The sequence below is a fragment of the Lysinibacillus sp. NPDC097287 genome (genome assembly GCF_044761695.1).
Classification (GTDB): domain Bacteria; phylum Bacillota; class Bacilli; order Bacillales_A; family Planococcaceae; genus Lysinibacillus.
Window position 1 is genome coordinate 86,927 of sequence record NZ_JBIWCX010000012.1, and the last position, 13,882, is coordinate 100,808.

The following is a 13,882-nucleotide window of genomic DNA, read 5'->3' on the forward strand; positions in this document are numbered from 1 at the left end:
AGTGAACAGTCGTGAGATTCTGAAAAATTTTTTGAAGTTTTTTGTGGACTATACCAGTTGTGTTATATCATTTATTTACCAGTATTAAGGCAATAGCCCAATAATTTTAGTATGTTTTTATGGGAAAAAATGTGTAAAAAATGTGTAAAAAAGTGTTGTGGTATATACCAATAAATGCTATTCTCAGTGTACGAAAGCGATTACATTTTAATGAAGGGGTGCTAAATATGAAAAACATTATGTTAGTTTGTGTAGCAGGTATGAGTACGAGTTTACTTGTATCCAAAATGCAAAAGGCAGCACAAGAACAAAATATTGAGGCTGACATTTATGCCATCGCTGAAAGTGAAGTCGATAAAGTTTTAGCAGACAAAGAAGCGGATGTATTGTTACTTGGACCACAAGTACGTTATTTAAAAGGAACATTTGAAAAAAAATACAAGCAGCTGAATTTACCAATCGATGTCATTAACATGGCGGACTACGGTATGATGAACGGCGAAAATGTATTGAAGCAGGCACTAAAGCTTATCGGATAAGGGAGGAATGGCAATGGAAGAAGCAGTAATGATGGAATCCATTATGGGCTTAATTATCCATAGTGGAAATACAAAAAGTGAATGTATGGAAGCCATTCAATTAGCAAAAGCAGGCGAGATTGATGAGGCGAGAAAAAAGATTGAGTTAGCAAACGAAGCTTTAACAGCAGCTCATCATTCACAAACAGCTTTACTAACTCAAGAAGCTAGAGGCGAAAAAGTGGAAGTAACCATGTTGCTTATACATGCGCAAGATCATTTGATGAATTCAATCACTTTTCGAGACTTAGCAAAAGAAATGATAGATTTGTATGAACGTATCAAAGGGGAATAACATCTAAATTAGGTGTTAATGATAAAGAAAACACAAAGGGGAGTGTATACGATGTTCCGTTTTTTAGAAGAAAAATTTGTTCCGGTAGCCGCAAGGGTAGGAAGTCAACGTCATTTAGTCGCAATTCGTGATGGTTTTATTACAATCATGCCACTAACAATTGTTGGATCATTAGCAGTACTAGTCAACAATCTGCCTATTCCGTTTTATCAAAATGCGCTAGATTCAATTTGGAAGCATGAAACTTGGACGCAATGGGGCGGCAATATTTGGGGAGCGACATTCGGTATCCTCTCTCTATTACTAGCATTTTCTATAGCTTATAATCTAGCGAAAAGCTATGACAAGGATGGACTTTCTGCAGGGGTAATTGGTCTATCAAGTTATATGACATTTGGAACTTTTGGTGAAGGTGGTTTAACAGGTTTAACAACCGGCACTGGCGGGATATTTATAGCCATTATAGTCGCATTAATTTCTACAGAAATATTTTGTAGATTATCAGGCAATAGTAAACTATTAATTAAAATGCCAGATGGGGTACCACCAGCAGTTTCGAAATCATTTGCAGCTTTGCTGCCAGCAATTATTACTATTGGTATATTAGCATTAGTGCGTACGATTATTTCTGCAGGTTTCGGTATTCCGGATATTGTGGGTACATTCTATTCGACAATTCAAGAGCCATTTATGGGCTTAACAAATACATGGGTTGCAGCGTTACTCTTAGCGTTCATTCCAGCGTTCCTATGGACTTTAGGTGTTCATGGTGCAAATATCATCGAGCCATTTATGCAATCTATTAATCTACCAGCCATTGAAGCCAACGTTGCGGCGATTACAGCTGGTGAAGTTGCTCCATATATTGTAAACAAACCATTCTTCGATGCTTTCATAAACATGGGTGGATCTGGTACGACTATTGCACTCATTATTGCGATTTTCATTATCGCGAGGAAAAATAAACAATATAGTACAGTAGGGAAATTATCCGCAGCACCAGGGATATTCAATATTAATGAACCGTTACTATTTGGTTTACCAATTGTATTAAACCCAATTTTATTTATACCGTTTATTTTGACACCTATGATCAATGTTACAATTGCTTTCTTTGCAACAAAGTGGGGATTTGTTCCAGCGGCAACTGTTGCAGCACCGTGGACAACACCGCCAATTATTAACGGATTTTTAGTAACTCAATCTTGGCGTGGAGCTGCACTGAGTGTCGTGCTGATTGTTGTGGCAGTAAGTATTTATCTACCATTCATAGCGATGGCAAACCGTATCGCAAAACAAGAAGCAAACAAAGCAGCACAGCAAGTTAGTAAGCTTGAAGCGGTAAATGTGGAAAAAGTTGAAATGGAGAAAGTAAAAGTTTAACTTTTTCAATAAGCGATAGGACACTGAGTAAATAAATTCTAAGCCTCTGGCGGATGTCTAGATTCAGAAAACTGCAGTCGCATTTTTCTGAATCTAGACGGAATTACGCCGAGGCGTAATTCATTAAATAATCAGCGGAGGTATTTAAATGAGACAATTAGGTATTTCGCTATATCCTCAACATAGTACATTACAAGACATGCAAAACTACATTCAGTTAGCGCATGAAAATGGTTTTACTCGTATTTTCACATGCCTAATGTCGATGAAAAACGATGAGGAAAGAACAAAGCTACAACAAATCAATCTATTTGCTAAACAACTAGGCTTTGATATTTCTGCTGATATTGCACCACAAGTGTTTGAGGAACAAGGCTTAACGTATAGAGATATTGCTTATTTTAAAGAGCATTATCATTTAGCTGCGTTGCGTTTAGATATGGGATTCTCAGGTCAAGAGGAAGCATTCATGTCACTAGATGCTTGTAATTTGAAAGTAGAGCTAAATATTAGTAATGGCACAAAGTACGTCGAAAATATTTTATCTTACCAACCGAACAAAGAGAATATTACTGGTTGTCATAATTTTTATCCAAGACAGTATACAGGCCTTTCACGGCAACACTTTTTAGTGGTATCTAAACTGTTTAAAGATAATCATATTCGTACAGCTGCTATGATTTCTTCGCAGCATGCTAAATATGGTCCTTGGGAAGAAACGCCACATGGTTTGCCTACATTAGAAGAACATAGGCATTTGCCAATAACTGTTCAAGCTAAAGATCTGTGGCATACAGGCTTGATTGATGATTGTATTATTGGGAATATGTATGCTTCAGAGGAAGAACTACGGGCATTGGGGCAATTAAATCGGAATAAGCTAGAGCTAAAAGTCATACCTAATGCCGAAACGAATGCATTAGAAAAAGCAGTTATATTTAATGAACCACACTTTAATCGTGGGGATGTTTCAGAATATGTTATTCGTAGTACACAATCACGTGTAAAGTTTAAAAATGAAAGTTTTCCTGCACATGATACACATGATTTAGAGCCGGGTGATGTTACTATCGATAATGATTTGGATATTCGTTACAAAGGTGAATTACAAGTGGTCTTAAAAGAAATGCCAAATTCAGGTTGTACGAATGTAGTGGCAAAAGTGGTAGAAGAAGAGCGTTTTTTACTAAAACAAATTCAACCGTGGTCGTCATTTGGTTTTACAAAATAGTGTGTAGTGATAAAAGGGTTGAGTCTAGAAGTATTAGCTCGATCCTTTTACCTGTGAAAAAGAGAAGTGACGATTACGCTGAAGCATAATTGGTTGATAGAAAGCTTAGGGGGAGAGGCTATGTATGTATTAGCAATTGATGGTGGAGGTACAAAAACGACAGCCGTTATTTGCGATGAATTTGGTCAAGTGCACGCAAAAATCATAACAGGACGTAGTAATCCGACAGCGATGGATGCACAGCATTTTGAAGCTACGATTCGCGAGATGCTAGAGGCATTGCAAGTACAAAATCCACAAGCATTTGCAACTATTCACAGTTGCTTCGCAGGCATGGCAGGTGTTAAGGAGAAAACTGCGGAAAGAACTGTAGAGGCAATACTACGTGAATATATCGGTAAAACTGCAGCAATCGTTATTGAAAATGATGCTGTCATTGCTCTCTACTCAGGCACACTTGGACATGAAGGCATTGTACAAATTGCTGGGACAGGTACCATTACGATGGGTTACGATAGTATGCAAAATGTACATCGAGTAGGTGGATGGGGATATTTGTTTGATGATGAGGGTAGTGGATATGATCTTGGCATACAAGCACTTAGGGCTGTATTTCAAAGCTATGATAGGAGAGCGTTGCCGACAGCATTAAGTGATGCTGTATTAGAGCATTTTGCTGTGGATAGTGTACCGGAATTGATTGAATGTGTTTATCAGGAGGAACATCCGCGAACGATGATTGCGCCGTTAAGTAGGTATGTGCATCAGGCTGCTGAAAAAGGGGATGTAGTCGCAAATGTCATTATTCACGAAGCATGTGAAAAATTCTATCATGCGATTAAAACATGCTACTATATGATGTCGTGGGGAGAAGGGACAGTTCCAGTCGTATTAGCGGGTGGTGTATTTTCTAACTCGACACTTTTCCTACCGAAGCTAAAGCAATTAGCAACGGTGGAGCAGCTACCAGTACATTTCATCCCAACTTTGCTGGAGCCGATTGGTGGAGCCGTGGTAGGTGCGTTAAAAATAGAAGGAATCCAAATAGATAAGAACTTTGTAGAGGCATTTCATCTAAACTATACACAGTGGAGTGTTTAAGAGATTCTACATACTAAAATATATTGTTTGAAATCGTAAAGTATCCTTGTTGAAGGATACTTTTTCACTTTATTGAGTAACGAATATGTTAATAAATTCTTTGTAAAAGATTATTAGAGGTTGTTTAAGGCAACCGTTGATTTCCGCTACAGGCGGCGAGCTTTGAGCCTTCGTTCCTCTATTGCTCCTGTAGTGTCTCAAATTGCTCGCTGAACCCCTAGGAGTCGCCACCTTCCACTTCTATCAACTAGATATTTATTAGAAATAAGACATTTATTTTATGAGGGAGTGAACAAGAATGGACTAATCTAATTTTGCGAGTAAGTGGTTGAAAGCGGCAGACCTTATTCATATAATTACTATTGAAAATATTCTTCAGTTTGTAGACAACCACGGTGTTGTTTGCATAACACTGTATGGTTAAAAAATGAGTAAATCTATACTCTTATCTGCACTTTATCGTAGTCATAATAGAATGCAATTTTTGTTTAAGCTTTTCGCCTAGGTTATGATATGGGGAATAGTTGATTTTTGAGGAGAGTGGCGACTCCAGCGGGGTGAGCTTGAGCTGAAGCTGAAGCCCTGTAGGAACGCAGTGGCGAGGAGATTGAAGCCAAGCCCGCGGAAAGCGTCCGCTCGGAGCAAAAATCAGCTTCTGTCTGTTTATATTAATTCTTTTGTATCCCTATCCAAGGATACTTTTTTGATACCATTTTTCACTTAGAGAAATCCATGATAAAATATACAAATAAATTTGCCTTTTTCATAGTATATGACTAGGTTTACTTTTGATCAGTAGGTATAATGGATTTATGAAGAGAAAATTCATATAAATGGAGAGTGTAGTTATGTTACATCAATTTTCAAGAAACGAGCTAGCTATAGGTTCAGAAGGGCTCGATAAATTAAAAAATACAACGGTCGCTATTTTAGGCGTTGGTGGTGTGGGTTCGTTTGCGGCAGAGGCGTGTGCGAGAAGTGGCGTTGGTCGTATTATTTTAGTTGATAAAGATAACGTTGATATTACAAACGTGAATCGTCAGTTAGTTGCGTATCTTTCGACAGTCGGAAAATCAAAATCAGCTGTAATGAAAGAGCGAATTGCAGACATCAATCCTGAATGTGAAGTTATTGACATGCATATGTTTTATACAGAGGAGACATATGAAGATTTCTTCGCGCAAGGGATTGACTATGTCATTGATGCAAGTGATACAGTGATTTATAAAATTCATATTATGAAGGAATGTTTGAGACGCAATATCCCGATTATCTCTAGTATGGGGGCAGCCAATAAAATGGATCCAACACGCTTCCAAATTGCAGATATTTCAAAAACACATACAGATCCACTAGCAAAAGTGATTCGTACGAAACTTCGTAAAGAGGGAATTCATAAAGGTGTGAAGGTTGTATTCTCTGATGAAAGCCCGATTGTCGTACGTCAGGATGTAGTTGAGCATGTTGGAAAACCAGATGCAGCAATTCGTAAAGCGAAAATGCCGCCATCTTCTAATGCCTTTGTGCCATCAGTAGCTGGTTTAATCGCAGCGAGTTGGGTCATTAATACAATTTTAGCAGATGTGAAAATTACACGCGTTCAAGATTAAATGGAGAAAAAAGACATGCAGGATTTACTTTAATTGCATGTCTTTTTTTATGGTCTTCTTATGTTACAATAGGAACGTCAAAAAAGAGGAGGCGTTCATATGGAGCAAATTTATCAAATGGAATATCGAGGGTTAAATATATTCGATGAAATTAGTACGGTTGAATTAGCAATTGATGAAGCACAACAAACGTTACATATTTTTGACCCAGGAGAAGTGGTTGTGCCAATTTTTAATTTTGATGTTTCCGCTTATGAATTATCAGAGAACTTTTATAAAATGGCAGATGTCCTTCGCCATAAAAATATTTTAATTTCGCAGGATTCCGAGGGTGAGTTCACACTAAGCAATTGGCTTGTGAAAAACAATGTCTATTTTTATGTACCTAATAAAAGAATTAGAAAGTATGTAGATGGTTGCATTATGGAAATAGTTGATGTTAAAAAGGAACAGTCACTGTTTGAATACTATGTACAAAGAGTATAAATCTACCATAACTATGGAGCTTACGTCCATAAAATGCTATTAATTCACGAAATTGCCTTATTTTTTTCATGAGTTCACTTCTTCTTTTAGTTTATTGCTATAATTTGAATAATTCCAATAGATAGAGACATCAGGTCAATTTTTGTTTGGGATGTACATGACTGCTATAGGGGAAAGCAGGATTGGCGTTTTGTAAAAACAAATGGGAACATGGGAGAGTGGAGAGATGGAAATTCAAGTTATACGTGAGCATTTAGATATTGTGAGACTACAAGAAAAAATGAATAACATTGTGTTCGATAATATTGATACTTCAAATAATTATAGAAAAGCGATGAGAGATTTAAATCAAATGTATACGCAAGTGACTACATTTTATAAAGACTTTATCGATGGACGTGATGGAGAATTACCGCCAGCTAATACGTATTGGTATTTATTTATAGATTGTAGTGCGAAGCTCTGTTATTTCTTAGCTACTGCTACTTATTACGCTTCTAATGAACTGCAAGAAACACCAGGGAAAGTAGAGAAACTGCTAGAAACAGCTGCTCGCACTTTACCAAACATTGAGCAAGAAGAAAATGAAGAGTTTTTAACAGCTGTGTTATCTCTCCATTCGGAAATTGTTGGTGATGAATCCAAAACGACTTTACTACGAGAAGAAGTTTTGGAACAAAAAGGTAATGTCAAATATTGTTTGCAACAATTTAAAGCTTTTGTTGATATTGAAATAGATTAAGGTTATTACTATATAAACCACTATGACTGATTTTAGTCATGGTGGTTTTACTTTTCCCCTATTTAATTTAGAAAAGATTTACTATATTTGAATAGTGATATGGAGCGTTTGTTACATTTTCATTACTTATATAATCAATGGAAGGGAAATGCTGTTTTTTGTCGAAATAACTAAGGTGATACAGGAATAGTAAATTTATGGATTATTTAAGTGGAAAACTGCAAATTATTGAGGAGGAGGCGTCAAAGTGCTTTTACATAAAGACAAGGTTAATCTTAAACAATTAGAGGAACCTCTGTTGATAATAAGTGATGAGGATATTCTATTATTTCAGCAACTCATGTTTCCTGTACTAAAATTTGAATTAGTAGAATGTAAATTAGCACTATCGACGAGGAAATCTATTTCATTAATAAGGGATATTTGGCTAGCGCTATTTAAAGGTAGCGATACATTAATTATTAATAGTGAACAAGCCATGTTATATCCAATACGATTAGTACTTTTTGAATTCGTGTCAAAAGAAGAGTACTTTAAGCACTTGGCTGAGAAAGCTAGAGGCGATAAATGTCTGTCATTACTATATGCCATTATCTACATCCAATTTGTGTTGCAATGGCTAAAAGAAAAATTTCAGGGAAATGGACAGATCTGTGAAAGTTCTAAAATGTTATTACCACAAGCGGGTGGGAATAAAAAAGAAGATAATTATCTAACCATATCAAGAGAAATAACGGTTGCACAAGCAATAATCGTGAAATCTATACGTTTTGAAGTACAAAATAATCGGCAAGAGTTTTCAAGTTTATTGTTTCAGACCTATAATTTGATTGAATATTTACATGAAGAAGCTAGCTGTAAAAGTGCAGACACAAGAACGTTGCCATCTATGCGTCATGTTGCCGAAGACTTAGATACATTTTATAAAAAGCGCTATGTGGCAAATAAAACGAACTAGACAGGATGATTGAAAAAACAATCAATCCTGTTTTTTTTGTTTTTAAAATTTTCAGATAATTATCCCGTTGTTATGTCATGTATGTTATCATTGTTTATAATTTGTAAGTTTATTTTGGATAAAATGATAATTTGTGTTAGAAAATATGACATTACATAGGAGTGGTGCTTGTGGGTGTGTTTGGTTGGATACCTTTTAAAGAGGGATATCATTTATGGTGGAATTTTCTATTGAATAAGAAAACTGCGCAAACGAAACAGGAAACGTTTGAGGGTATCGCGAAAACTCGAGTTGATTTATTAGAAAGTTGGACGAGAGATCGATGGTTGTCTCTGGAAAATCGTGTGCAAGTTATTGTGCAAACTGAACAGCATGAGTTGAATGCTTTTTTGACAGAATCGAAGGAGAAAAGCAGCTATTTTACAGAGTTATTTTTAGTAAATAATGAAGTGGAAGTTGTAGCTTCGAGTTTTTCGCAGCATATCGGTAAGTTCTATAGTGTGACGAATGACCCTATGTATAATAAAGCCATTAAGCAGGTCATTCAAACAAAAGCACCTTTATTATACGGACCATTTATTGATCCCTTAACTGAAAAAATTGGTGCAAGATCATCTCGTTTTCATGATGCGGTGACATTGCTGTTTTTAAAACCAGTTTTAAAGGATGGTATTTTACACAGTGTATTAGTGGCGCGAGTGCCAAATGATGTCCTTGGTGACTTAATTCAACGTGAGGCTGGACATGTATTTCCAAATTCAGGGGATAATTATTTGTTCATGGCAAAATCAAATTTTAATCCTTCGATTGAGCAAGGAGTTGCACTTTCTCGTAGTCGATTTGAGGATAGTACATTTGCACTCGGTGATAATCTGAAATCGGGAATTAAGACGAAGGAGTGGGGAGTCGTTAAAGTAACTCGTCACACAGAGTTTGAGCTCACTTTTTTAAATCCTGCAACACAAAAATTACATTCAGGCATCTCAAGAACAATTACTAGAGGTCAAAATGTGTATGTAAATTTCCCAGGTTATGCAGATTACCGTCATATACCAGTCGTTGGAAGTGGTGTCCTATTTCAATTACAGCATTCACCAGATCAGTGGGGAATGATGTGTGAGGCAGATTTAGAAGAAGTGTATAACGAGCGCTCGATTGGTTATAAGTTAGCAAGCAGCTTTTTAGCCCTGATGATGATGAATATTTTAATGTTCCAACTTTTGTCATCACTACATTTGCCTAACTTGCTTATCTTTTGCATTAATGTAGTATACGGAGCAGCAGGAGCATGGTACTTCCTAAAACGTCGTTTAGCACCAATTACCCATCAACTTGAAAATATGACGAAAATGGTTCAGAAAATTGCAGAGGGTGCAGGCGATTTAACAATACGTACACCACAGGACATGCTCACGCGTGATGAAACTGGGGATATGGGACGTGCCTTAAATAATTTTGTAGATAGCCAGGGGAGTTTATTAGCAAAGGTACAAAGCTCGTCTAATGATGTTGAAGTGACGAACCAAGTATTACGAGAGCGCACATTACAGGTAGAGGAAGATTCAATGATCGTATTAGTGCAAATGAAGGAAATGCATATTGCCATTCAGCAACAGCTTTATGATGTACAGCAGGCAATGGCGCAAATTGAAGAAATTCAAGAGAAAATGCTTGCGATGGAAGCTGGTTCGGAAGAGCAACTACATGTGGCGCAACAACAAATAGCTGGAATTAATGCAAAAATGACAGGGATTGTTGGGAAAGTGCAAGATACATTACAGCTTACCTCAACCTTCCAGCAAGCCTCTGATAGCATTGGTAGTGTTGTGTTATCCATCAATGCCATTGCTGAGCAAACAAATTTACTAGCTTTAAATGCGTCGATTGAAGCGGCGAGAGCTGGAGAACATGGTAAAGGTTTTGCAGTTGTAGCCGATGAAATTCGAAAATTGTCTACCCAAACAAAACAAGCGACTGAGGGAATTCATACAACTTTACAGTTAATTGAAAATAGCTCTGCACGCATTCAACAATCCATTGGAGTAAGTAGTGCGGAAGTGGAGCAAGGTGCAAGCTTTATTCGGGATGTTCATGCGGTCCTTATGAAGATGTCGAATAATGCTTCGCAAAATTTTGAGACGGAGCAAATGAAAGATATTATCCAGAGCATTGCAGCAAGCAGTGAGCAAAATGTGCGTGTCGTGAACCTTGTTTCGCAGTCAACAGCGGAAATGATGGCACAAATTCAACGTGCACGTTTTGATACGGAACGTGCCTCACTAGTAATTGGAACATTGGCACATGCTGTATCGAAATTTCAAGTGAAATAGCGAAGTATCTCGAGCGAACAGATCATTCCAGTGTATAACGGCTCACACCAAAAAAAGTGAATCATCATATCTATTGTATAAAACATTACACACAAAAAGCATACTCATGCCGAGTATGCTTTTCAGTGTTATTTTTTCGTTTCTGTATGGAAAGCTTTTAATTTTTCGTAAATGCCTGCCATGCGTTTTTCTTCGCCAGCAATAACAGGTTTATAAAATTCTGTGCCTACTAATGAGTCGGGTAAATATTGCTGATCCACCCAGCCGCCAAATGTACCAATCGGGGTGTTGTGTGGGTATTTGTAGCCTACGTGTCCTAATTCCTTGGCGCCAGAATAGTGGGCATCTCTTAAGTGAAGCGGAATATCGCCTGTTTTCCCTTCATGTATACTCGCAATTGCAGCATCAATGGCCTGAATAGCTGAGTTTGATTTAGAGGCAAGGCACATTTCAATTACTGCGCTTGCGAGAGGAATGCGTGCTTCTGGTAAGCCGAGTCGTTCAGCTGCTTGAACGGCTGCGAGTATATGTGGACCGACATCAGGATTGGCAAGACCAACATCTTCATATGCCATCACTAGTAAACGACGATTGACAGCGACTAAGTCACCTACTTCAAGTAAATGTGCTAAATAGAAGAGGGCTGCATTTGTATCACTACCACGTACTGATTTTTGCAGTGCTGACAATAAGTTATAGAAATGAGAGCCGTTTTTATCACCGTAAACACCAATGCGACCGATTAGGTGTTCAATGACGTGATCTGCAGCAATAGTTTGTCCATTGACCTCATCACTTGCGTAGTAAATGGATTCGAGTAACGTAAGTGCTTTTCGAGCATCGCCGTTTGCAGCGTTAGCGATGCGAGCGATTTGCTCATCAGTTAGTGCAAAATTGTGTTTGCCGAGTCCTCGCGTTTCATCGGCTAATGCCTTTTCGATAAGTTCGACTAAATTAGCTGTTGTTAGTCGTGTTAGTTGATGAATTTCTCCACAACGTGAACGAATCGCGGGGTTGACATCGTGATAGGGGTTTTCTGTTGTTGCACCAATTAGCACAATGGAGCCATTCTCGACGTGTGGTAAGAGTGTATCTTGTTGTAGTTTGTTGAAACGGTGGATTTCGTCTAAAAAAAGAATGACTTTTCCAGCGATTCTTGCTTCTTGTACAATATCTTCGACGTCTTTTTTGCCAGCACGAGTGGCATTTAGCGAGAAAAATGGTAGTTTGGAGCTACCTGCAATGGCATTGGCAATCGAGGTTTTCCCGATACCAGGCTCACCAAATAACAGCATGGACGGTACATGTCCGTTTTGAATCATTTTATAAAGTGCTGTACCGTGGCCGATGAAACCTTGTTGACCCACGATTTCATCAAGCGTACGTGGACGCATACGATAAGCAAGTGGTTCGTTATGCAAAAGTAATCCTCCCTTCGTACGTTTGTTCTAATTGGTATTATATCATATACTTAGAGGAGTATTTCCGAGTTATACGAGAGGATATTATGATATACTGTTTTTAGTATTTTGACTAGACTAATTGAGGGTGATAAAATGAAAATTTCAACAAAGGGCCGTTATGGGCTGACAATTATGATTGAACTGGCAAAACACTACGGTGAGGGGCCAATTCCACTACGAAAAATAGCTGCAGAAAAAGAACTTTCAGAAGCATATTTAGAGCAATTGGTATCGCCGTTACGTAATTCTGGCTTAGTAAAAAGTGTGCGCGGTGCATATGGAGGGTATATGTTAGCGAGCCCACCAAGTGAAATTACAACTGCGAATGTCATCAGTGTACTTGAAGGACCGATTCAACCAGTAGAAGGAATCGAAAATGAAGAAGCACCTCAACGTGAGTTATGGCTACGTGTTCGTGATGCCGTAAAAAATGTTTTAGACACGACAACAATAGAAGATCTTGCGCAATATACAGAAGAAAATGCAACTGACGGTTATATGTTCTACATTTAACATTTTAAGTTGCATTTAATTTTTAAAGGAGCAATAACAATGAGTTCATTTATATATCTTGATCATGCAGCGACTTCACCAATGAACGATAAGGTCATTGATGCGATGACGGTCGCGATGCGTGAAGTATATGGCAATGCGTCTAGTGTTCACAGGACAGGTCGAGAAGCTCGTAAACATATAGACAATGCGCGTGATGTATTTGCACATTCGATAGGTGCAAAACCAGGTGAAATTATTTATACGAGTGGTGGTACTGAAGCTGATAATACAGCTATTTTTGGTACGGCATATGCGCGTGCAGCTGAAGGTAAGCATATCATTACAACACAAATCGAGCATCATGCAGTGTTACATTGCTGTGAAAAGCTTGAACGTGAAGGCTTTGACGTAACGTATTTACCAGTCGATACTAAAGGTCGGGTTTCTGTTGAAGCGGTAAAAAACGCACTTCGCGATGATACGATTTTAGTAACGATTATGTATGGCAACAATGAAGTTGGCACGATTCAACCAATTGCTGAAATTGGTGAGGTTTTACGTGATCATAAGGCGACGTTTCATACTGATGCTGTACAAGCGTATGGCGTAGAAAAAATCGATGTAGTGAATTTACATGTTGATTTATTAAGTGTGTCAGCACATAAAATTAATGGACCAAAAGGCATTGGCTTCCTGTATCAAAAGGCAGGCACGCCTCTTGCAAGCTATGCATATGGTGGCGCACAAGAGAAAAAACGTCGTGCAGGAACTGAAAATGTACCAGCAGTACTTGGCTTTGCAGCGGCTGTGCAAAATGCAAGTGAGTTGCGTGAGGAAAAGCGTGCATTGTACAATCGTTTTAAGCAAGTCATGCTAGATGTTTTCACACAAGAAGCACTTACATTCCATGTAAATGGTGATACACAAAACGTACTACCACATGTATTTAATGTTAGTTTTACTGGGATGGAAGTCGAATCGTTTTTAGTAAATCTTGATATGGCGGGAGTTTGTGCGTCAAGTGGTTCGGCATGTACAGCGGGTTCGATTGACCCATCACATGTTTTGGTGGCAATGTTCGGTCAAGGAGCAGAAGAATTACGTAATTCGATCCGCTTTAGCTTCGGTCAAGGCTTAACGGAAGAAGATGTAAGACTAGCAGCAGAAAAAACAGCAGCTATTGTGAAAAGACTGGTGAATTAATAAAAGA

Annotated in this window: 13 protein-coding genes; 12 read left to right on the forward strand and 1 reads right to left on the reverse strand. The window is 38.0% G+C overall.

Annotated features, from left to right (window positions below):
- Positions 1–227: 227 nt before the first annotated feature.
- From ACIQ2D_RS16175 to ACIQ2D_RS16220, 10 genes are all read left to right on the forward strand, one after another.
- The gene (locus ACIQ2D_RS16175) at positions 228–539 is read left to right on the forward strand and encodes a PTS sugar transporter subunit IIB (protein ID WP_402865802.1); all 312 of its coding nucleotides are present in this window, start codon (positions 228–230) and stop codon (positions 537–539) included.
- A 13-nt stretch (positions 540–552) separates the two neighbouring features.
- Positions 553–873: a PTS lactose/cellobiose transporter subunit IIA gene (locus ACIQ2D_RS16180; RefSeq protein WP_402865804.1), complete on the forward strand. Its 321-nt coding sequence runs from the start codon at positions 553–555 to the stop codon at positions 871–873.
- Positions 874–924: 51 nt separating this feature from the next.
- Entirely contained in the window at positions 925–2,256 is a 1,332-nt protein-coding gene (locus ACIQ2D_RS16185; protein ID WP_402865806.1) for a PTS sugar transporter subunit IIC, read from the forward strand.
- A gap of 148 nt (positions 2,257–2,404) precedes the next feature.
- A complete protein-coding gene (locus ACIQ2D_RS16190) occupies positions 2,405–3,487 on the forward strand; it encodes a DUF871 domain-containing protein (protein WP_402865808.1) in 1,083 nt (360 codons plus the stop codon).
- Positions 3,488–3,607: 120 nt separating this feature from the next.
- On the forward strand, positions 3,608–4,588 hold the full coding sequence (locus ACIQ2D_RS16195) for an N-acetylglucosamine kinase (RefSeq protein WP_402865810.1): 981 nt from the start codon (positions 3,608–3,610) through the stop codon (positions 4,586–4,588).
- Positions 4,589–5,436: 848 nt separating this feature from the next.
- A complete protein-coding gene (locus ACIQ2D_RS16200) occupies positions 5,437–6,198 on the forward strand; it encodes a tRNA threonylcarbamoyladenosine dehydratase (RefSeq protein WP_402865811.1) in 762 nt (253 codons plus the stop codon).
- Positions 6,199–6,297: 99 nt separating this feature from the next.
- The gene (locus ACIQ2D_RS16205) at positions 6,298–6,684 is read left to right on the forward strand and encodes a hypothetical protein (protein ID WP_402865813.1); all 387 of its coding nucleotides are present in this window, start codon (positions 6,298–6,300) and stop codon (positions 6,682–6,684) included.
- 226 nt (positions 6,685–6,910) lie between these two features.
- Entirely contained in the window at positions 6,911–7,426 is a 516-nt protein-coding gene (locus tag ACIQ2D_RS16210; RefSeq protein ID WP_402865815.1) for a hypothetical protein, read from the forward strand.
- 247 nt (positions 7,427–7,673) lie between these two features.
- Positions 7,674–8,384: a hypothetical protein gene (locus ACIQ2D_RS16215; RefSeq protein WP_402865817.1), complete on the forward strand. Its 711-nt coding sequence runs from the start codon at positions 7,674–7,676 to the stop codon at positions 8,382–8,384.
- Between the two features lie 230 nt (positions 8,385–8,614).
- Positions 8,615–10,714, forward strand: coding sequence for a methyl-accepting chemotaxis protein (locus tag ACIQ2D_RS16220; RefSeq protein WP_402865819.1), 2,100 nt, complete (start codon positions 8,615–8,617; stop codon positions 10,712–10,714).
- A gap of 128 nt (positions 10,715–10,842) precedes the next feature.
- On the opposite strand, the gene ACIQ2D_RS16225 is transcribed toward ACIQ2D_RS16220, so the two are convergent.
- A complete protein-coding gene (locus tag ACIQ2D_RS16225) occupies positions 10,843–12,135 on the reverse strand; it encodes a replication-associated recombination protein A (protein WP_402865821.1) in 1,293 nt (430 codons plus the stop codon).
- Between the two features lie 135 nt (positions 12,136–12,270).
- Between ACIQ2D_RS16225 and cymR the strand changes: the two genes are divergently transcribed.
- Both cymR and ACIQ2D_RS16235 read left to right on the forward strand, forming a co-directional pair.
- Positions 12,271–12,690 (forward strand): cysteine metabolism transcriptional regulator CymR, encoded by a 420-nt coding sequence (gene cymR, locus ACIQ2D_RS16230; RefSeq protein ID WP_402865823.1) that lies wholly within the window; start codon positions 12,271–12,273, stop codon positions 12,688–12,690.
- Positions 12,691–12,729: 39 nt separating this feature from the next.
- Positions 12,730–13,875: a cysteine desulfurase family protein gene (locus ACIQ2D_RS16235; protein ID WP_402865825.1), complete on the forward strand. Its 1,146-nt coding sequence runs from the start codon at positions 12,730–12,732 to the stop codon at positions 13,873–13,875.
- Positions 13,876–13,882 lie beyond the last annotated feature (7 nt).

Excerpts from the sequence above, each read along its gene's own strand:
- ACIQ2D_RS16175 (WP_402865802.1), top strand. The coding sequence starts at position 228 with ATGAAAAACATTATGTTAGTTTGTGTAGCAGGTATGAGTACGAGTTTA.
- ACIQ2D_RS16180 (WP_402865804.1), top strand. The coding sequence starts at position 553 with ATGGAAGAAGCAGTAATGATGGAATCCATTATGGGCTTAATTATCCAT.
- ACIQ2D_RS16185 (WP_402865806.1), top strand. The coding sequence starts at position 925 with ATGTTCCGTTTTTTAGAAGAAAAATTTGTTCCGGTAGCCGCAAGGGTA.
- ACIQ2D_RS16190 (WP_402865808.1), top strand. The coding sequence starts at position 2,405 with ATGAGACAATTAGGTATTTCGCTATATCCTCAACATAGTACATTACAA.
- ACIQ2D_RS16195 (WP_402865810.1), top strand. The coding sequence starts at position 3,608 with ATGTATGTATTAGCAATTGATGGTGGAGGTACAAAAACGACAGCCGTT.
- ACIQ2D_RS16200 (WP_402865811.1), top strand. The coding sequence starts at position 5,437 with ATGTTACATCAATTTTCAAGAAACGAGCTAGCTATAGGTTCAGAAGGG.
- ACIQ2D_RS16205 (WP_402865813.1), top strand. The coding sequence starts at position 6,298 with ATGGAGCAAATTTATCAAATGGAATATCGAGGGTTAAATATATTCGAT.
- ACIQ2D_RS16210 (WP_402865815.1), top strand. The coding sequence starts at position 6,911 with ATGGAAATTCAAGTTATACGTGAGCATTTAGATATTGTGAGACTACAA.
- cymR (WP_402865823.1), top strand. The coding sequence starts at position 12,271 with ATGAAAATTTCAACAAAGGGCCGTTATGGGCTGACAATTATGATTGAA.
- ACIQ2D_RS16235 (WP_402865825.1), top strand. The coding sequence starts at position 12,730 with ATGAGTTCATTTATATATCTTGATCATGCAGCGACTTCACCAATGAAC.